The organism is Pseudomonas cremoricolorata DSM 17059 = NBRC 16634 (genome assembly GCF_000425745.1).
Taxonomy (GTDB): Bacteria; Pseudomonadota; Gammaproteobacteria; order Pseudomonadales; family Pseudomonadaceae; genus Aquipseudomonas; species Aquipseudomonas cremoricolorata.
In genome coordinates this window covers 1-18,299 of the sequence record NZ_AUEA01000019.1, presented here as the reverse complement: position 1 = coordinate 18,299, position 18,299 = coordinate 1, and the positions used below count along the sequence as shown (strand labels likewise).

17 protein-coding genes are annotated in these 18,299 nt (G+C 65.5%); 11 read left to right on the top strand and 6 right to left on the bottom strand.

What is annotated here, in order from left to right; translation table 11 throughout:
* The first annotated feature begins 91 nt into the window (after positions 1 to 91).
* The 5 genes from H618_RS0118525 to H618_RS0118505 all read left to right on the top strand — a co-directional run bounded on the left by H618_RS0118525 (position 92) and on the right by H618_RS0118505 (position 6,206).
* Positions 92 to 1,204 (top strand): quaternary amine ABC transporter ATP-binding protein, encoded by a 1,113-nt coding sequence (locus H618_RS0118525; RefSeq protein ID WP_028696484.1) that lies wholly within the window; start codon positions 92 to 94, stop codon positions 1,202 to 1,204.
* Positions 1,201 to 2,061 carry an ABC transporter permease gene (locus tag H618_RS0118520; RefSeq protein ID WP_028696483.1) on the top strand — a complete coding sequence of 287 codons (861 nt, stop codon included), beginning with the start codon at positions 1,201 to 1,203 and terminating at the stop codon, positions 2,059 to 2,061. Before H618_RS0118525 ends, H618_RS0118520 begins: the two co-directional genes overlap by 4 nt.
* Positions 2,048 to 2,896 (top strand): ABC transporter permease, encoded by an 849-nt coding sequence (locus H618_RS0118515; protein WP_028696482.1) that lies wholly within the window; start codon positions 2,048 to 2,050, stop codon positions 2,894 to 2,896. Before H618_RS0118520 ends, H618_RS0118515 begins: the two co-directional genes overlap by 14 nt.
* A gap of 10 nt (positions 2,897 to 2,906) precedes the next feature.
* A complete protein-coding gene (locus H618_RS0118510) occupies positions 2,907 to 3,905 on the top strand; it encodes a 4-hydroxyproline epimerase (protein ID WP_028696481.1) in 999 nt (332 codons plus the stop codon).
* A 150-nt stretch (positions 3,906 to 4,055) separates the two neighbouring features.
* Entirely contained in the window at positions 4,056 to 6,206 is a 2,151-nt protein-coding gene (locus tag H618_RS0118505; RefSeq protein WP_050577352.1) for a TonB-dependent siderophore receptor, read from the top strand.
* Here H618_RS0118505 and H618_RS0118500 read toward each other — a convergent pair.
* Positions 6,200 to 7,072 carry a LysR family transcriptional regulator gene (locus H618_RS0118500; protein WP_028696509.1) on the bottom strand — a complete coding sequence of 291 codons (873 nt, stop codon included), beginning with the start codon at positions 7,070 to 7,072 and terminating at the stop codon, positions 6,200 to 6,202. The two genes, H618_RS0118505 and H618_RS0118500, sit on opposite strands and share 7 nt — an antisense overlap.
* Before the next feature lie 128 nt (positions 7,073 to 7,200).
* Here H618_RS0118500 and H618_RS0118490 point away from each other — a divergent pair, with 128 nt between their 5' ends.
* From H618_RS0118490 to H618_RS0118465, 6 genes are all read left to right on the top strand, one after another.
* Positions 7,201 to 8,322 carry a muconate cycloisomerase family protein gene (locus H618_RS0118490; RefSeq protein WP_028696479.1) on the top strand — a complete coding sequence of 374 codons (1,122 nt, stop codon included), beginning with the start codon at positions 7,201 to 7,203 and terminating at the stop codon, positions 8,320 to 8,322.
* Positions 8,323 to 8,346: 24 nt separating this feature from the next.
* The gene (gene catC / locus H618_RS0118485; protein ID WP_028696478.1) at positions 8,347 to 8,637 is read left to right on the top strand and encodes a muconolactone Delta-isomerase; all 291 of its coding nucleotides are present in this window, start codon (positions 8,347 to 8,349) and stop codon (positions 8,635 to 8,637) included.
* A gap of 53 nt (positions 8,638 to 8,690) precedes the next feature.
* Positions 8,691 to 9,626: a catechol 1,2-dioxygenase gene (gene catA, locus H618_RS0118480; protein WP_028696477.1), complete on the top strand. Its 936-nt coding sequence runs from the start codon at positions 8,691 to 8,693 to the stop codon at positions 9,624 to 9,626.
* A 260-nt stretch (positions 9,627 to 9,886) separates the two neighbouring features.
* Positions 9,887 to 11,239 (top strand): spinster family MFS transporter, encoded by a 1,353-nt coding sequence (locus H618_RS0118475; protein ID WP_028696476.1) that lies wholly within the window; start codon positions 9,887 to 9,889, stop codon positions 11,237 to 11,239.
* 52 nt (positions 11,240 to 11,291) lie between these two features.
* On the top strand, positions 11,292 to 12,398 hold the full coding sequence (locus H618_RS0118470; RefSeq protein ID WP_028696475.1) for an NAD/NADP-dependent octopine/nopaline dehydrogenase family protein: 1,107 nt from the start codon (positions 11,292 to 11,294) through the stop codon (positions 12,396 to 12,398).
* The gene (locus H618_RS0118465; RefSeq protein WP_028696474.1) at positions 12,395 to 13,372 is read left to right on the top strand and encodes a 3-hydroxybutyryl-CoA dehydrogenase; all 978 of its coding nucleotides are present in this window, start codon (positions 12,395 to 12,397) and stop codon (positions 13,370 to 13,372) included. Before H618_RS0118470 ends, H618_RS0118465 begins: the two co-directional genes overlap by 4 nt.
* Positions 13,373 to 13,495: 123 nt before the next feature.
* On the opposite strand, the gene H618_RS0118460 is transcribed toward H618_RS0118465, so the two are convergent.
* The 5 genes from H618_RS0118460 to H618_RS0118440 form a co-directional block, all read right to left on the bottom strand.
* Positions 13,496 to 14,122 (bottom strand): NIPSNAP family protein, encoded by a 627-nt coding sequence (locus tag H618_RS0118460; RefSeq protein ID WP_028696473.1) that lies wholly within the window; start codon positions 14,120 to 14,122, stop codon positions 13,496 to 13,498.
* A 182-nt stretch (positions 14,123 to 14,304) separates the two neighbouring features.
* A complete protein-coding gene (locus H618_RS0118455; protein WP_028696472.1) occupies positions 14,305 to 15,615 on the bottom strand; it encodes an MFS transporter in 1,311 nt (436 codons plus the stop codon).
* A gap of 18 nt (positions 15,616 to 15,633) precedes the next feature.
* Positions 15,634 to 16,878, bottom strand: coding sequence for an OprD family porin (locus H618_RS0118450; RefSeq protein WP_028696471.1), 1,245 nt, complete (start codon positions 16,876 to 16,878; stop codon positions 15,634 to 15,636).
* Positions 16,879 to 16,987: 109 nt separating this feature from the next.
* Complete coding sequence (locus H618_RS0118445) at positions 16,988 to 17,947, bottom strand: PDR/VanB family oxidoreductase (protein ID WP_028696470.1); 960 nt, start codon at positions 17,945 to 17,947, stop codon at positions 16,988 to 16,990.
* A 10-nt stretch (positions 17,948 to 17,957) separates the two neighbouring features.
* On the bottom strand, positions 17,958 to 18,299 hold a 342-nt coding region (locus tag H618_RS0118440), incomplete at its 5' end, for an aromatic-ring-hydroxylating dioxygenase subunit beta (protein WP_028696469.1).

Here is an 18,299-nt window from a genome sequence, read left to right as displayed (position 1 = left end):
TTGGCGCAGCCGCCAAGTTACGAGCTAGCAACAACACTGCCGTACTGATTCAAACAATAAAACCAGAGTTTTTTAGGTCGACGGGTGTGAGATGAATAGTTCAGTTGCTTGCGCTGATGAAGTGCTGGTCAGTTGCCGTGGTGTGTGGAAAGTCTTTGGCAAACACGTGGACGAAGCCATCGAGGCCAGTCGTGATCGGGGTGTTTCGAAGAAACAGATATTGCACGACCACGGCTGTGTCATCGGCGTTTCCGATGTCAGCCTGGAGGTCAAACGGGGCGAAATCTTCTGCATCATGGGCCTGTCCGGCAGCGGTAAGTCGACGCTGATACGCCTGCTCAACAAATTGATCGTGCCCAGCGCCGGACAGGTGCTGGTCAAGGGCCAGGATCTTGCCACGCTCGATGGCGCGGCGCTGCGCAAGGTACGTTCGCAGCATATCGGCATGGTGTTCCAGAGCGTCGCGCTGCTGCCGCATCGCTCGGTGCTGGAGAACGTCGCCTTTGGCCTGGAAGTGCAGGGTGTGAGCAAGCACGAACGGCACGCCGCAGCGCAGCAGTCACTGGAAAAGGTCGGGCTGAGCGACTGGGCCACGCGTTTTCCCGGCGAGCTCTCCGGTGGCATGCAGCAACGTGTCGGCCTGGCCCGGGTGCTGACCTGCGACCCCGAGATCATCCTCATGGATGAACCGTTCAGCGCCCTCGACCCGCTGATTCGCCGGCAACTGCAGGATGAATTCCGCGGCCTGACCAAGTCCCTTGGCAAGTCAGCGGTGTTCATCACCCATGACCTGGAAGAGGCCATTCGTCTCGGCGATCGTATCGCGATCATGAAGGACGGGGTGATCATCCAGGTCGGCAGCGCCGAGGACATCGTGCTCAAGCCAGCCGACGCCTATGTCGCGGACTTCGTTGCGGGAATCTCGCGCCTGCATCTGGTCAGGGCGCACTCGGTGATGTCGCAACACGCCCAATGGGCTGCCCGCCATCCCCACATCGACCTTGCAGCGCTGCCAGTGGCAGGGCCGCAGGCCGACCTCGACGAGTTGATCAACCTGCTGATTCAGTCGGGAGCCGAGGCGCTGCTGATCGTCGAGGGTGGCCAGCCTGTGGGCGTGGTCACGCCGACCGACCTGCTGCGTGGCGTGCAGGGCAGCGAGTCGGAGGAGGGCGCAGCGGTGGTCGCGCCTGAGGTGCAGGCATGAATCCGAGCACCTTTCCCAGCGACTTCGATGCAGCGGTGGACGCGGGCCTGGAATGGCTCACCGACAGCAGCGCACACGTGTTCGACTTCATCAACGAGGTGCTCACGGGTCTGGTCCAGGCACTGAACTGGTTGCTGAACCTGGCGCCGTTCTATGTCGTCGCCGTGCTCATCGGCGCCCTGGCCTGGCGGCTGTCCGGGCACTGGCGCTCGGCGCTGCTGACCATCACGGGCCTCTTGGTGTGCGCCTACATCGGCTTGTGGAGCGAAACCATGAGCACCCTGGCGCTGGTGCTTGCCGCAACCACGCTGGCGCTGCTGGTGGGCATTCCCTGCGGTGTGCTCGGCGGGCTCTGGCCAAAACTCGATGGGGTCGTACAGCCTGTGCTCGACCTGTTGCAGACCCTGCCGCCCTACATCTACCTGCTACCGGCCATTGCCCTGCTCGGTTACGGCTCGGCCACAGCGCTGGTGGCAACGTTCATCGTCGCCATCCCGCCCGTGCTGCGGCTCACCGCACTGGGTATTCGCATGACCCCACGCTCGTTCATCGAACTGGGTGAGGCCAGCGGCACCAGCCCTGCGCAGTTGTTCTTCAAGATCCGCCTGCCGTTCGCCATGCCGAGCATCATGACGGGCATAAACCAGAGCCTGATGATGGCCTTCGGCATGGTGGTGATCGCCGGTATCGTTGGTTCTGGCGGCCTGGGTGAAGCCATCTATGGCGCCATTCGCACGCTGGACATCGCGCGTTCGATCGATGCCGCCCTGGCGATCGTCATTCTGACGCTGATCCTCGACCGACTGGCGCAGAACGCCACCCCTTCGCAGCGCGAGGCTCAGCATGAATCCCACTGAAATGCGCGTTTCTCCTGGCGCCTGGCTGGCACCTGCGATCGACTGGCTCAATGCCAATTTCCACCCGCTGTTCGCGTTCATCAGCCGCGTGGTCGACACCGTGCTGGGCGCCTTCGAAACGGTGCTGCTGGCCTTGCCGGGCTGGGGCGTGATTGCCCTGGTGACGCTTCTTGCACTGTTGCTGATCAATCTGCGGACCGCGGTGCTGGCGGCGGCGATGCTCGGTTTCTGCTGGCTGTCGGGACTCTGGACGGCGTCGATGCAGACCCTCGCGCTGGTGTCGGTGTCGGTGCTGCTGTCGGTGCTGATCGCTTTCCCGCTGGGCATTCTCGCCGCACGGGTCAAGCGCTTCGAGCAGATGTCCAGCCCGGTGCTGAACATCATGCAAACCGTACCCCCGTGGGTCTACCTGATTCCGGCGGTGATGATCTTCAGCCTCGGCAAGGTGCCGGCGATCATGGCAACGGTCATCTACGGCGTCGCGCCGATGATGCGCCTGACCACCCTGGCGTTCCGCCAGGTACCGCGCAACCTGCTGGAGCTGGGCCAGGCCTTGGGCGCTACGCCTCGGGTGATTCTGCTGAAGATCGAAATTCCCGCGGCCGTGCCAACGCTGCTGGTTGGCCTCAACCAATGCATCCTGCTGTCACTGGCGATGGTCGTGCTGGCGGGTCTGGTCGGTGCCGGCGGTCTGGGTGCCGAGGTGACGCGCGGTCTGACGCGTATGGAAATGGGCCTGGGCCTGCGCGCGGGGCTGGCCATCGTGGCGGTGGCCTTGTTGCTCGATCGCCTGTCGCGGGGCTTGTTGCAACGCAAACCGATCCAACAATCCTAGGGAGCCGGGCATGAACAAGACATTCTTCTGCATCGACGCACACGCCTGTGGCAATCCGGTTCGAGTGGTTGCCGGCGGGGCACCGCTGCTGCCCCACGTGGGCATGGCCGAGCGCCGCGCGCTGTTCGTGCGCGATCACGACTGGATGCGCCGGGCGCTGATGTTCGAGCCGCGTGGTCACGATGTGATGTCCGGGGCGATGATCTACCCCAGCGTGCGTGACGACTGCGATTTCGCGGTGTTGTTCATCGAAGTCAGCGGCTGCCTGCCGATGTGCGGCGCCGGCACCATCGGCTTGAGCACGGTGGTCATCGAGCATGGCTTGGTCAGCCCGCGCACGCCTGGGCGGCTGGCCATCGAAACGCCGGCCGGCAAGGTCGAGGTCGCCTACACCCTGGAGGCGGGCAAGGTCAGCGCGGTGCGCCTGATCAACGTGCCGAGCTACCTGCACCAGGCCGACCTCGAGGTGCAGGTGCCAGGCCTGGGCAGCCTGCGGGTCGACATTGCCTATGGTGGCAACTTTTACGCCGTGGTCGAGCCGCAGCCGAATTGGGCTGGCCTTGATGGCCTATCGGCAGCGCAGATCGTCGAGCACAGTCGCCAGTTGCGCACCGCGCTGGCGCCGCTGTGCGACCCGCAGCATCCCGAGCACGCCGACATTCGCGGTGTGCACCATGTGATCTGGTGCGATGCGCCGCGCGATCCGCAGGCTGACGGGCGTGGGGTGGTGTTCTACGGTGACAGCGCGCTGGACCGCTCGCCCGGTGGCACCGGCACCTCGGCGCGGCTGGCTCAGTTGTACGGCAAGGGCCGGCTCAAGGTCGGTGAGGCGTACCGCAGTGAAAGCCTGATCGGCACTACGTATCTGGGCGTGGTCGAGTCTGCGTGTCGGGTGGGTGAGTACCCAGGTATCGTGCCCAGCGTTAGCGGCTGGGCACAGGTGACCGGGCTGAACACGATCTTCGTCGACGAGCGCGATCCGCTGGCGAACGGTTTCCAAGTGGTGTGAGCTGTCAATGCCTTAGCAAATGCAAATCGTTTGTATTGATTACGCTGCCGCTGTATTGTCGCGCCGTTTGAAAAACCGGTGCGCCGCCCATTCGCTGGGCGTGGCGTGAACCCGCCTGCCAAGGGCAGGCAACGAACGATTGGGACATTCATGAAGGCTGTCAGCAAAGCCCGCAATGGTTTGGTGTCGCCCGCCCTGTGCGTGGCGTTAGCGACAACGGCGAGTATTTCCTGGGCGGCCACGCCGCCTGTTTCCGATGACCCCCAGGCCGCGGGCTCGCTGGTATTGCCCAGCAGCACCATCGAGGGCGTGAGCGACGCCAGTAGCGACAGCGAAACCTTTAGCGGCGCGCCGCCGCAGGTCGGCAAGAGCAACCTGCCGCTCGCCGAAACGCCCCGCAGCGTCAAGGTGGTGTCACGGGCGGTGATGGACAGCCAGCAGTCGCAGAGCCTGGCCGACGTGCTCGGCAACGTTCCCGGGGTGACCGCCGGGCAGTATGGCCGACGCGGCTGGGACGACCTGATCATCCGCGGCCAGGTCGCTTCCGATTCGCTGTTCCTCGACGGCCTGCGCACCAGCGCCTCGAACCGGGTGGCCGAGCAGATCTTCGGCCTCGAGCAGGTCGAAGTGCTCAAGGGCCCGGCCTCGATGGAATACGGCTTGGTCATGCCCGGTGGCGTGGTCAACATGGTCAGCAAGCGGCCCAAGGCCGATCCGTTCGCCACCGTCGGCCTGAGCTACGGCACCGATGATTTTCGCCAGGGCACCTTCGATGTCGGCACGCCGTTGTCGGAAAACGGCAAGGCGGCGCTGCGGGTCAACGGCTTGCTTTCGGACAGCAACGACGCCACCAACCATGTCGGCTTTCGCAACAACTATCTCGCGCCGTCGCTGAGCCTGGACCTGGGCCCGGACACCGACCTGACCCTGCTCGCCAGCCATCAGGACCGCCAATATACCCGCCAGCAGGGCCTGCCGTTGTCTGGCTCGATCAACGCCAACCCCAACGGCGACATTCCCCGTCATCGCTTCACCGGCGAGCCGGGGCAAGACCCTTACCACGGTGTCGCCAACCGCGTCGGCTACAGCCTCACTCACCGTTTCGGCAACGACTGGACCTTCAACCAGAACCTGCGCTGGCAGACCTTCCGCCTCGATGGCCAGTTGATCTCCAGCGGCAACATGGGTGCCGACAACCGCACCCTGGCCCGCAGTGCGCAACAGCAGCATTTCGATGGCGATACCCTGAGCCTGGACAACAACCTCCAGCACCTGTTCGACACCCCCTACGGCAGTCACGACCTGACGGTGGGTGTCGACTACCTGCGCTCGCGGGAAAGCACCCGGCATTACGCCTGTCGAGTGGCGGCTCTGGATGTCTACCAGCCGGTGTACGGCGCCAGCATCAACTGCCCGGACACCCCGCGTGAATGGCAGGACAGCACCGTGCGCATGATCGGCGCCTACGTGCGCGACAACTACCGCATCACCGACCGCTGGCTGGTCACCGCCGGCCTGCGCCATGACATCAGCGATACCTACGGCACCGACAAGCTCACCGGCGCGCGCAACGCAAGCCCGGCCGACAAGACCACCGGCGCCGTGGCGGTGATGTATGAACTGCTGCCCAACGTGCGGCCCTACCTGAGCTATGCCACCTCGTTCTACCCCAACACCGGCATGGACTTCGACGGCAATACCTTCAAGCCCGAAGAGGGCGAGCAGTGGGAAGCAGGGGTGAAATTCGACCTGGTGCCGGGGCGCACTTTGCTCAGCATGGCGCTGTTCGACCTGCGCCGGCAGAACGTGCTGCAGCAGGACCCGCGCAACAACGGCTCACAGATCGCCATCGGCGAGCAGCGCAGCCAGGGCGCGGAGATCGACCTGACCGCCGACATTTCCGACCGCCTCAGCGTCAACGCCGGCTACGCCTACACCTGGGCCACGGTCACCGACGATGGCGGGCAGACCGCAGCCACCGCCATCAGCGTCGGTGATCGTCTGAACAACGTGCCGCGCCACACCGCCAATGTGTTCGCCCGCTACCGCTTCAACGGCAGCCCACGCGGCTGGGAAGTCAATGGCGGGCTCAACGCCATGAGCGAGCGCTACACCAGCGGCTATTACCTGCCAGGCTATGCCGTGGCCAACGTTGGCGTGGCCTATGGCGCCGAACACTGGCGCGCGGCGCTGAACGTCAACAACCTGTTCGACCGCCAGTACTACGCCGGCGGCCTGCGCCAGGCGGTGGCACTGGGCAACGACCGTACCGCGATCATGTCGGTCAGCTACAGCTACTGAGCCGACTGCGCCAGCCAGGTGATGCAGCGTTGCACCAGCGGGCTGACATCACCGCTGCGCACACTGATGACGATGGGGCTCACCGCGCTGTCGTCGAGCAGTTCGGCGTAGTCGACGTCGGTGCGGTGCTGCTGCTGCACCGAGGCCGGCACCAGGGTCACGCCCAGCCCCGCGGCGACCAGGCCGATGGCAGTCTGCATTTCGTTGGCCCACTGGCTGACCTTGAGGCTGATGCCCTGGGCGGCGAACAGCCCCAGCACATGATCGGCATAGCTCGGCCGGGGTTGCGCCGGATACAGCACGAACGGCTCGCTGCCCAGTTGCTCCAGGCGCAGCGGCTGTCCGGCCAGCGGGTGGCCGCTGGGCAGCGCGGCGACCAGGCGATCCTGGCTCAGCACGCGCTGGACGATGGCCGAGTCCTCCACCTGCAAACGTCCGAAGGCGATGTCGATGCGCCCGCTCTTGAGCGCCTCGATCTGCTCCAGGGTGGTCATTTCCCGCAGCCCCAGTTCCAGCTCGCTGTCGCCGCGCAGGCTGCGGATCAGGTCGGGCAGGGCGCCGTAAAGCGTCGAGGGGGCGAAGCCGATGCCCAGCCAGCGCCGTTGCCCTTGGCCGATGCGCCGGGTGTTGTCGCTGATGCCCTCCAGCTGCTCGAGCAGCACGCACACCTGTTTATGGAAATAGTGCCCGGCCTCGGTCAGGCGCAGCGGGCGGTCGCGCAGCACCAGCTGGGTGCCGAGCTGCTCTTCGAGCTGGATGATCTGCCGGCTCAGCGGCGGCTGGGCGATGTGCAGCAGCTGCGCAGCCTTGGTGAAATTCAGGGTTTCAGCCAGGACCTTGAAGTAGCGCAGGTGACGAAGCTCCATCAGACCTCCAGGGTATGGTCGCAGATGCAATCGGTATTGGACGCCCCAAGCGTGTCGCGCAATGCTTGAACAATCAAGTAAATCCTCCGGCCCGGACCCCCGTGCTGGCGCGACGAGAAGCCCTGGCAATGAGCAATCCTGTAATCCAACGCATCGACACCCTGATCGTCGATCTGCCGACCATCCGCCCGCACAAGCTGGCGATGCACACGATGCAGCAACAGACCCTGGTGATCATCCGCCTGCACTGCAGCGATGGCGTCGAGGGCATCGGCGAGGCCACCACCATCGGCGGCCTGGCCTACGGCTATGAAAGCCCGGAAGGGATCAAGGCCAACATCGACCGCTACCTGGCCCCGGCCCTGATCGGTTTGCCGGCAGGCAACATCAACGCCGCCATGCTGCGCCTGGACCTCATCGCCAAGGGTAATACCTTCGCCAAGTCGGGCCTGGAAAGCGCCTTGCTCGATGCCCAGGGCAAGCGCCTGGGCCTGGCGGTCAGTGAGCTGCTCGGCGGGCGCGTGCGCGACAGCCTGGAAGTGGCCTGGACGCTCGCCAGCGGCGATACCGCACGGGACATCGCCGAAGCCGAGCACATGCTCGAGATTCGCCGTCACCGCCTGTTCAAGCTCAAGATCGGCGCCAACCCGCTGCAACAGGACCTCGACCACGTCATCGCCATCAAGCGCGAACTGGGCGATCGCGCCAGCGTGCGCGTCGACGTCAACCAGTACTGGGACGAGTCGCAGGCGATCCGTGCCTGCCAGGTGCTGGGTGACCACGGCGTCGACCTGATCGAACAGCCGATTTCACGCATCAACCGCGCAGGCCAGGTGCGCCTGAACCAGCGCAGCCCGGCGCCGATCATGGCCGATGAGTCGATCGAAAGCGTCGACGACGCCTTGCAACTGGCGGCCACCGGTGCTGCCAGCGTGTTCGCCCTGAAGATCGCCAAGAACGGTGGGCCGCGGGCCGTGCTGCGCACCGCGCAGATCGCCGAAGCGGCAGGCATCGCGCTGTACGGCGGCACTATGCTGGAAGGCTCGGTCGGCACCCTGGCCTCTGCCCATGCGTTCTTGACCCTGCGCCAGCTGACCTGGGGCACCGAGCTGTTCGGGCCGCTGCTGCTCACCGAAGAAATCGTCAACGAGGCGCCGCAGTACCGCGATTTCGCCCTCCACGTGCCCGCCACCCCAGGCCTGGGGCTGACCCTCGATGAAACCCGCCTGGCGCGCTTCGCCCGCCGTTAGGCTGTTTGCCACAAGGAGATTGCCATGCTGTTCCACGTGAAGATGACCGTGAAGCTGCCGCTCGACATGGACCCGGCCAAGGCCGCCCAGCTCAAGGCCGAGGAAAAGGCCCTGGCCCAGCGCCTGCAACAGGAGGGCACCTGGCGCCACCTGTGGCGCATCGCCGGGCACTACGCCAACTACAGCGTGTTCGATGTCGCCGACGTCGAAACCCTGCACGACACCCTGATGCAACTGCCGCTGTTCCCGTACATGGAGATCGACATCGACGGCCTCTGTCGTCACCCCTCATCGATCCATGCCGACGACCGCTGAGCGCCACCCGCCACCCCTGTATGCCTGACAAGAACAATTCGAGGTAACGAGCCATGACCGTGAAAATCTCCCACACCGCCGAGGTGCAAGCCTTCTTCGAAACCGTCGCCGGCCTTGGCAACGAGCAGGGCAGCCCGCGCTTCAAGCAGATCATGCTGCGCCTGCTGCAAGACGTCGCGCGGCTGATCGAAGACCTGGAGATCACTGACAACGAATTCTGGAAGGCGGTGGACTACCTCAACCGCCTGGGCGGGCAGAACGAGGCCGGGCTGGCCGCAGCGGGCTTGGGTATCGAGCACTTCCTCGACCTGCTGCAGGACGCCAAGGACCAGCAGGCCGGCCTCACCGGCGGTACCCCGCGCACCATCGAAGGCCCGCTGTACGTGGCCGGGGCGCCGCTGTCCGAAGGTGAAGCGCGCATGGACGATGGCCAGGACCCAGGCACGGTGCTGTTCATCCACGGCCAGGTGTTCGACCCAGCAGGCCAGCCGCTGGCCGGTGCCGTGGTCGATCTGTGGCACGCCAACACCCAGGGCACCTATTCCTATTTCGACAGCCGTCAGTCGGACTACAACCTGCGCCGGCGCATCGTCACCGACGCCCAAGGCCGCTACCGCGCCCGCAGCATCGTGCCGTCCGGCTACGGCTGCAACCCGCAGGGCCCGACCCAGGAATGCCTGAATCTGCTCGGTCGCCACGGCCAGCGCCCGGCGCACGTGCACTTCTTCATTTCCGCACCGGGCTGCCGCCACCTGACCACGCAGATCAACTTCGAGGGCGACCAGTACCTGTGGGACGACTTCGCCTACGCCACCCGCGACGGCCTGATCGGTGCGCTGCAGTTCGTCACCGATCCGGCCGAGGCCCGCGACCGTGGCGTCGAGGGCGACACCTTCGCCGACCTTGCCTTCGACTTCCACCTGCAAGCCGCCCACGCGCCCGCCGCAGAAGAACGCAGCGAGCGTCCGCGGGCCTTGCAGGACGCCTGAACCCAGGCAGCGCATCGTTTTACCCCGGCGATCACCGGCAGGTGATCGCCGCACCCCAAGCCCTTGCACCCGACGCTTCGCCATTCCTATAACAACAAAGGCTTCGCCATGACCCCGCATACCCCCGCCAGACCTTCGCCGTCTGCCTGTTACTGACAGGTTTCTGCCTTTAGCACACCTCTGCTTGCCGCCGGCTGGCCTTTGCCGGCTGCGCGCCAGGCAGAGCAACCCGGGCTGTCCTCACTCAGGAATTCAGACAGATGAACACCCCCGCCAACGCTTCGCCCACCGGGCAGCGCCATAAACGCTACGTCTACGAATGGTACGTAGTGGTGCTGTGCATGATCGCCTACATCTTCTCGTTCGTTGACCGGCAGATCCTGGCGCTGATGATCGAGCCGATCAAAGCCGACCTCAACCTCAGCGACACCCAGTTCAGCCTGCTCCACGGCCTGGCCTTCTCCTTGTTCTACGCCTTCATGGGCATGCCCATCGCCTATCTGGCCGACCGCTTCTCGCGGCCGAAGATCATCGCCCTGGGCGTGGTGTTCTGGAGCCTGGCCACCGCCGCCTGCGGGCTGAGCAAGAACTTCCTGCAGATGTTCCTCGCCCGTATTGGCGTCGGTGTGGGCGAGGCGGCGTTGTCGCCGTCGGCCTACTCGATGTTCAGCGACCTGTTCCCCAAGGACAAACTCGGCCGCGCGGTGGGCATCTATTCCATCGGCTCGTTCGTCGGTGGCGGCGTGGCGTTTCTGGTCGGTGCCTACGTCATCGCCTTGCTGAAGAACGCCGACACCATTGAGGTGGCGGTGCTTGGCGCGATGAAGGCCTGGCAACTGGCGTTCATTCTGGTTGGCCTGCCGGGGGTGGTGGTGGGGCTGTTGATCTGGCTGACCGTGCGCGACCCGCAGCGCAAGGGCGCGCAGCTCGATGAGCATGGCCAACCGCGCAAGCTCAGGCTCACCGACGGCCTGCGCTTCATCGGCCGCCACCGCGCCACCTTCAGTTGCCACTACCTGGGTTTCTCGTTCTACGCCATGGCGCTGTTCTGCATGATGAGCTGGACGCCGGCACTGTACATCCGCAAGTTCGGCATGAGCCCGCAGGACGCCGGCTTCATGCTCGGCACCATCCTCCTGCTGGCCAACACCAGTGGGGTGTTCTTCGGCGGCTGGCTGACCGACTACCTGAGCAAGCGCGGCTACAGCGACGGCGCCATGCGCACCGGGGTGATCGGCGCGCTGGGCATGCTGGTGCCGGCAACCCTGTATTCGCAGGTCGACAGCCTGTGGCTGTCGGTGACCCTGCTGGTGCCGGCGATGTTTTTCGCCTCGTTCCCGATGCCGGCCTCCACCGCAGCGATGCAGATTCTTTCGCCCAACCAGGTGCGCGCCCAGGTTTCGGCGGTGTTCCTGCTGATCAGCAACCTGCTGGCGCTGGGCCTGGGCACCACCCTGGTGGCGCTGCTCACCGACCGCTATTTCGGCTCGCCGCTGGCGGTCGGGCAGTCGATGGCAATCGTCAGCTGCATCGCCTCGCTGCTGGCCATCGCGCTGCTGTACCTGGGCTGCCGACACTTCCGCCGCAGCTTGCAACGTGAATACCCGCAGTGAACCCGACCTACGCCGCCGACGCTGCTCGGCGGCCGCACCCAGGAGAACGCCGATGATCGTGACAGTGCTGGGCGGTGGCCATGGCTGCTATGCCGCCGCCGTAGAAATGGCCGAACGTGGCCACACCACCCGTTTATGGCGCCGCGACGGCGCCGCGTTGCAGGCGCTGGCCGCTTGCGGCCACCTGCAGGTGACCGACTACCGCGGCAGCCGCCAGGTCAGCGTCGGCGGCGAACACGCCCAGGTGCAATTGCACAACGACCTCGCCCAGGCGGTGCACGGCGCCGAGCTGATCCTGATACCGCTGCCGGCGACCAGTCATGAGGCGCTGGCGGCTCAGCTTGCGCCCTTGCTGGAAGACGGCCAGGTGGTCTTCCTGCCGCCTGGCACCTTTGGCAGTTACTTGTTCGCCAACGCCCTGCGCGACAGCGCCAACCCGGCCGAGGTGGCCTTCGCCGAGACCGGCACACTGCCGTACCTGGTGCGCAAGCACGGCGTCAATCAGTTGGTGATCAGCGCCTACGCCACGCGCCTGCCCACGGGCGTGCTGCCGGCCAGGCTGGCGCCGCAGGCCATGCAGGTGCTCAAGCAGGCGTATCCCAGCGTCGAGCTTTGCGCCGATGCCTTGAGCGCTGCGCTGATGAACGCAGGGCCGATCATTCACCCGCCGCTGATCCTGATGAACGCCGGGCCGCTCGAACACTTCGAGGCCTGGGACATTCACCATGAAGGTACGCAGCCAGCGATCCGCCGCGTCACCAGCGCCCTGGATGCCGAACGCATGGCGCTGCGCGAGGCGCTGGGCTATGGCGCGCCGCACTTTCCCCTGGCCGACCACTACAGCGAGCAGGGCGAGCCGTGGATGTATGGCCATGGCGCCCACGGCAAGCTGACCGACAGCGGTGACTGGCGCGAGAAGATCGACCTGCACAACCACCGCTACATGCTTGAGGACACCCGCCTGGGGCTGTCGCTGCTGGTCTCGCTCGGGCGCTGGATCGGCCTGCCGACGCCGCTGGCCTCAGGCTTGCTGGCGCTGGCCAGTGCCGTCACCGGCACCGACCTCTACGCCCAGGGCCGCACCCTGGAACGCCTCGGCCTGGACGCGCTCGACCGCGAGCAGATGCAGGCGCTGCTTACCCAGGGGCCACGGCCGTGAGCCGCGCAGAGGTGATTGCCGTCGCCGGCGCCGGGCGCATGGGAGAGGGCATTGCCCTGGCCTTCGCCCTGGCCGGGCACGCGGTGGCGTTGCTTGACCTCAAACCCCGCGACACGCAGGCCCAGGCGGCGTTGTGGCAACAGGCGCGCCGCAGCTTGGCCGAGCAACTGAGTTGTCTTGAGGCTGCGCAGTTGCTGGATGCCGAGCAGTCTCGGGCGGTGCTCGAGCGCATCGAGCAGGTTGCCTATCAGCACAGCGGCGCAGCGCTGGCGGCCAGCAGCGTGGTGTTCGAGGCGGTGCCGGAAGTCATTCAAATCAAGCACCAGGCGCTGGGCTGGATCAGCCAGCATGCCCCCGCTGAGGCGATCATCGCCTCGACGACCTCGACCTTTCTGCTCAGCGAACTGATGCCCATGGTCAGCGCGCCGCAGCGGCTGCTCAACGCCCACTGGCTCAATCCGGCGCATCTCATGCCGCTGGTGGAAATCAGCCATGATCCGCTGGTCGATCCGGCGCTGTTGCAGCGCTTCGAACGACTGCTGCAGGCGCTGGGCAAGGTCCCGGTGCGCTGCGCCATCGTCCCGGGGTATATCGTTCCGCGCTTGCAAGCGCTGGTAATGAACGAGGCCGCGCGCATGGTCGCCGAAGGTGTGGCAAGTGCCCAGGCCATCGACACCGCCGTGCGCACCGGCCTGGGCCTGCGCTTCTCGGTGCTGGGCCCGCTGGAGTTCATTGACTGGGGCGGCAACGACACCTTGGTGCACGCCTCGCGTTACCTCACCGAGCACCTGGGCGAACGCTTCGCCGCCGCCCCCCAGGTGCTCAGCAACGCCGCCCACAAGCGCGACGGCCTGCGCGATGGCGTGGGTTTCTACGACTACCGCGAGCAAGACATCAGCGCCTACCGCGCACAGCGCATGCAGCACTTCATCGAGCGTTTGAGGCAGGGTGGGTTGTTGCCGCGGATTGGGTGATCTACACGTTTCATCACGGGGGTGAACGAAGGTAGCCCCGGTGGGGCGACGTCCATGGTTCCTACTCAAGGTCTGTTAGCGAATTTCCCTCCAGGCATCTCGTCACCGCTCTCCTGGCACCGTCTACTGCAACGGCGAAAACCCCGCCGGCAGATACACCACCGAATTCATCTTCTGCAATTGCGGCGCGGAGTTTTCCGGGGGCCAGACGCCGTCGTGGACGGCGCGGGTGCGCACCTCGAGGCGTTGTTCGAGGGTTGCGTAGGGCCAGATGTGCAGGTAACGCGGCACCCGGCCGCTGGTGGCGTAGAAGGCGGCGAACACCGCGGAGTAGCCGGGGGCGGTGCGTGGGCCGACCGCCTTGCGCCAGCCGGCCAGGGTCGGCGCAAGGCCCGAGGGCACCAGGTCGTACTCGCGCAGTTCGTAGAACGGGCCGTGTGCGCCGGGGGCCAGCGGTTCGAGGAAGGGGAACAGGCGGTAGTCGTCGATGTGCTGCTCGAGAATCCACTCGCCAATGCCGAAGGCATCTGCCGCTTCCAGCACCCGGCTGCGCTCGGCAGCCTTGATGGCCGGGCTGGCGAAGCGGCGCAGCAGCGCCACAGTGTTCTGCGGGCCGATCTCCGAGAGCCAGCAACCGATCAGCTCGACGCCTTGCCGTGCCTCGGCCAGGGCCTGTTGCAGCCGGGGCAAGGCCTGCGCCGGGGTGCGCACGCGCAGGGTGAAGCGGATCAGTTCGTAGTCGTGTGACATGCTCAGGGTTTCCTTGATGGGCGATTTCTTTCGAGCGGTTTCTTCTATAGGAGCGGCGGCTTTAGCCGCGATGGGCCGCAAAGCGGCCCCAATCCCACGTATGCACTATCCCGGTGTCTACGCGCTCTCTGAATTGGGCCTGCTGCGCAGGCCATCGCGGCTAAAGCCGTTCCCACAGTCGATCAGGACAGGTGCTCACCCGGCTTGATGGTCAGCAGGGTGAGGGTGGTGATGGCGCCCATGACGATCAGCATCACCGCCACCGGCCAGGCATCCTGGTACAGGCTGAACAGCGCGGTGGCAGCCAGTGGCGCGAGGCCGCCGGAGAAGATCGAGGCCACCTCATGCCCCATAGCCATGCCGGTGTAGCGCACCTTGGCCGGGAACAGCTCGCCCATCAGCGCCGGCTGGGTGCCGATCATCGCGCCATGACAGAACGCCATGCCCAGCAGCGCCGCCAAGTACACCCAGAAGGTCGAATGGGTATCGAGCATCCAGAAGAACGGGAAGGCCAGCAGCATCAACCCCACCGAACCGATGGCATACACCGTGCGCCGGCCGATGCGATCGGACAGCCAGCCCCAGAAGACGATGGTGAACGCCTCGACGATCATCGCCAGCATCACGCTGGCCAGCACCAGTTGCGTGTCCAGCCCGGTGAACTTGGCGTAGGCGATGGTGAAGGCCAGGAACAGGTACGCACTGCCGTTCTCGGCGATACGAATGCCCATGGCTTGCAGCACTGCCTTGGGATGCTCACGCAATACCTGCATGGCCGGCAGGTGCTTGGGGGCATCCTGCTGCGCCTGCTCCTGGACGAAGGCCTTGCTCTCGGGCAACTGCCGGCGGATGTACACGCCGACGCCGAAGATCAGGATGCTGGCCAGGAACGGAATGCGCCAACCCCAGCTCATCATGTCTTCGTGGGGCAGCATCTGCACCAGGTAGAACGCGGCTGCCGACAGCACGAAACCGCCGGACACACCCAACTGGCTCCAGGCGGCGAAAAAGCCGACCCGGCCCTTGGGCGCGTTTTCGCTGAGCATCAGCACGCCGCCACCCCATTCACCGCCCGAGGCCACCCCTTGGAGGATGCGCAGCAGTACCAGGCAGATCGGCGCCAGGTAGCCGGCCTGTTCGAAGGTCGGCAGCAGGCCCATGGCGAAGGTCGCCGCGCCCATGATGCCCAGGGTCATCACCAGGGCGGTCTTGCGTCCGGCCTTGTCGCCGATGTGGCCGAAGATCAGCCCACCCAGCGGGCGGGCCAGAAAGCCTACGGCGAACCCTGCGAAGGCGGCCATGGTGCCGAGCACCGGGTCGGTGCCGGCGGGGAAGAACAGCGGGCCGAAGATCAGCGCCGCCGCCGTGCCATACAGGAAGAAGTCGTACCACTCCAGGGCGTTGCCCAGTACCGAGGCGACGACGATGCGGCGCAGGGTGCTTGGGTCGGTATCGGTGCTGTCGGTGCTGATGTTGGTCTGTAGATTGGACATGATTGCGCTCCGCGGCCGTTACCAGAATTTCCAGGTGTAGGAGGTGATGAATCGGTACTCGTCGTAGTCGTTGCCATAGCGCGTCTGTGTGCGCAGGTTTTTCAACTCCAGGCCCAGATCCTTGAAAGGGCCGCTTTGCACCACGTACGAGAGCATGATGTCGCGCTCGTTTTCCTGGTCGCGGGACAGCCCGGCGCCGCGGTCGATATCGGTGCCTTTGATGTAGCGGGTGAACAGCTTGAGCCCGGGAATGCCGACAGCGGCGAAGTTGTAGCCGTAGCGCACCGACCAGCTGCGCTCGTCCGGGCGAATGAACGGCAGGCCTGCCCAGTTCGGCAGGTAGAACTGCGGCACGTAGCCGTTGATGGTCGGGAACACCGTGTCGCCGGTCATGCGCTGGTAGCTGGCGCCAACCATATGGCCGTTGTTTTCCAAGGTGACCAGGCCGTAGTAGGCGCGGTTGTCCACCGCGCCACCGCGTGCGGCGCCGTCCTCGCGGTTGTTGAAGTAGCCGACGTCGGTTTTCAGCAGGTAGTCGTCGGCGAAGGTCAGGCTGTGCTTGAGGCCGCCGTAGTCCTGGCGATAGATGTCGTTGAGCACGCCATGGAAGTAGCTGGCTTGCAGGCCTGGGGTCAGCGCGTAGGTGGCGCCGACGAAGTCCAGGCCATCGCTGTCCTGGCGGTCGCTGGTGCCGAAGCGGTACAGCCGCTCGTGGTTCGACGACTCACGGGTAACGATCGACCAGAAGCGCCCGCCGACCAGAGTCAGCCGGTCGATGTCGCGTGATTCGATCACCGCGCCCTGGTAGATCGTGTCGAGCTGGCGGCTGGGGTCGTTGGAGGCGATTGGGTAATTGGGCTTCTGATCGCCGATCTTCACCAAGGTCTTGGCGTATTTGAGTTTCAGCGTGGCACCGGCGCGGCCATAGTCGTCGGCAGCTTTTTGCCGCGAGCGACTGAACGGCAGCGAGCCGTCATTGCCGCTGGAGTCAAGGCGCAGGGCGTACTGACCATTGAGGTCCAGACCCACCGCGAGCGGCGTGTCGGTGTAGCCGGATTCAAATTGCAGGTCGAAGCCTTGCGACCAGTTGCCGACCTTCGACACCGGGGCGTCGGACTGGGTGAAGTTGCGGTTCAGGTACAGGTTTCTGAAGTTGAGCGACAGGTGGCTGTCGTCCACAAGATCCGCCCAGGCGCTCAGCGGGAGCAGGGCGCCGACACTCAGGCACAGGGTTTTCGCACGTAACGGCCGTTTCGCTTGCATGGGGTAGTCCTGGAAATGTGATCGGTACAGGGCATGGGCAGGGGTTCACCGGCAGCAAAGGCGTGCAGGTCTGCGCCTGCCTGTCCGTCACGTATTGTTTTTGTTGTTTTCAGATATCCAGCACCAGGCGCGCACTGCGCGCCCGGGAACAGCACACGACGATCTGTTCGTTGCTCTGTTTCTCCTCATCGGTCAGGTAGTGGTCACGGTGGTCGGGTTCGCCCTCCAGCACATCGCACAGGCAGGTGCCGCACACGCCTTGCTCGCATGACACCTCCACGGCGATGCCGGCCTCGCGCAGCGCCGCCAGCAGCGACTGCTCGGGCGCCACTTGAAGCGTCTTGCCGCTGCGTACGGCCTGCACTTCAAAACCGGCGCCAGCGCTGTCGACCTCGACCTGGAAATATTCGTGGTGGATCTGCTCGGCGCTGAAACCCTGCGCGCGGGCACCGGCAATCACCCAGTCCATGAACCCGGCCGGGCCACAGGTGTACAGGTGCGTGCCGGGGGCGGGGTCGCCCAGCACCTGGGCCAGATCCAGGCGCTGGGCGTTGTCCTCGTCGCTGAAGTGGGTGAACACGCTGGCGGCGAACGGCGCGGCCAGCAGTTCGTCGACGAACGCGCAGCGGCTGCGCGAGCGTGCCCGGTAATGCAGCTCGAAGGCCTCGCCGCGGGCGTGCAGGGTATGGGCCATGGCGATCAGCGGGGTGATGCCGATGCCGCCGCCCAGAAGGATGCTGCGCTGCGCGTCGGCCACCAGCGGGAACAGATTGCGCGGCGCGCTGATGCGCGTGAGGGAGCCAGCCTGCAACTGCGCATGCACCGCCGCCGAGCCGCCGCGCGATTGCGCCTCACGCAATACGCCAAGCCGGTAGACATTGGCCTGCGCCGGGTCGCCGCACAGCGAGTACTGGCGCACTACACCGGGGGCCAGGTGCACATCGACGTGGGCGCCTGCGGCGAAGCGCGGCAGCGCCTGGCCGTCGAGCGCCGCCAGTTCCAGCACGGCGACATCGGCGCCCTGGACCTCGCGGGTCTGGACGATGACATCGAGCAAGGCGTCGTTCATCGTCGGCTCCTCAAAGGATGTAGCCAATGCCGGCCAGGGCATCGTCGCTGTTGATCAGGCTGATGACCTTGCGCTGAATCTTCAGCCCGCTTTCGCTGCGCAGCAGCGTGTAGGTCAGGTCGGCGCTGTAGTGCTTGAGGCTTTCCTTGCGGAACTCGCGTACGTTCTGCGCGCAGCGCACGGTGAGGGTCTGGCCGTCTTCACCGAGGATGCGAAAGCGCGACAGCGTGCGCACGGTGCGCGGCTGCGGGCTGGTGGAAATCGACTCGCCGCCGATCAGCCGCTGCACGCGCAGCTCGCGCATGTGGTGGTCGTCGTAGGCGTAGTTGAGGGTGTTCTCGTAGTCGGTTTC

Coding starts and splice junctions, on each gene's coding strand:
- H618_RS0118525 (WP_028696484.1), top strand. CDS start 92: ATGAATAGTTCAGTTGCTTGCGCTGATGAAGTGCTGGTCAGTTGCCGT.
- H618_RS0118520 (WP_028696483.1), top strand. CDS start 1,201: ATGAATCCGAGCACCTTTCCCAGCGACTTCGATGCAGCGGTGGACGCG.
- H618_RS0118515 (WP_028696482.1), top strand. CDS start 2,048: ATGAATCCCACTGAAATGCGCGTTTCTCCTGGCGCCTGGCTGGCACCT.
- H618_RS0118510 (WP_028696481.1), top strand. CDS start 2,907: ATGAACAAGACATTCTTCTGCATCGACGCACACGCCTGTGGCAATCCG.
- H618_RS0118505 (WP_050577352.1), top strand. CDS start 4,056: ATGAAGGCTGTCAGCAAAGCCCGCAATGGTTTGGTGTCGCCCGCCCTG.
- H618_RS0118500 (WP_028696509.1), bottom strand. CDS start 7,072: ATGGAGCTTCGTCACCTGCGCTACTTCAAGGTCCTGGCTGAAACCCTG.
- H618_RS0118490 (WP_028696479.1), top strand. CDS start 7,201: ATGAGCAATCCTGTAATCCAACGCATCGACACCCTGATCGTCGATCTG.
- catC (WP_028696478.1), top strand. CDS start 8,347: ATGCTGTTCCACGTGAAGATGACCGTGAAGCTGCCGCTCGACATGGAC.
- catA (WP_028696477.1), top strand. CDS start 8,691: ATGACCGTGAAAATCTCCCACACCGCCGAGGTGCAAGCCTTCTTCGAA.
- H618_RS0118475 (WP_028696476.1), top strand. CDS start 9,887: ATGAACACCCCCGCCAACGCTTCGCCCACCGGGCAGCGCCATAAACGC.
- H618_RS0118470 (WP_028696475.1), top strand. CDS start 11,292: ATGATCGTGACAGTGCTGGGCGGTGGCCATGGCTGCTATGCCGCCGCC.
- H618_RS0118460 (WP_028696473.1), bottom strand. CDS start 14,122: ATGTCACACGACTACGAACTGATCCGCTTCACCCTGCGCGTGCGCACC.
- H618_RS0118455 (WP_028696472.1), bottom strand. CDS start 15,615: ATGTCCAATCTACAGACCAACATCAGCACCGACAGCACCGATACCGAC.
- H618_RS0118450 (WP_028696471.1), bottom strand. CDS start 16,878: ATGCAAGCGAAACGGCCGTTACGTGCGAAAACCCTGTGCCTGAGTGTC.
- H618_RS0118445 (WP_028696470.1), bottom strand. CDS start 17,947: ATGAACGACGCCTTGCTCGATGTCATCGTCCAGACCCGCGAGGTCCAG.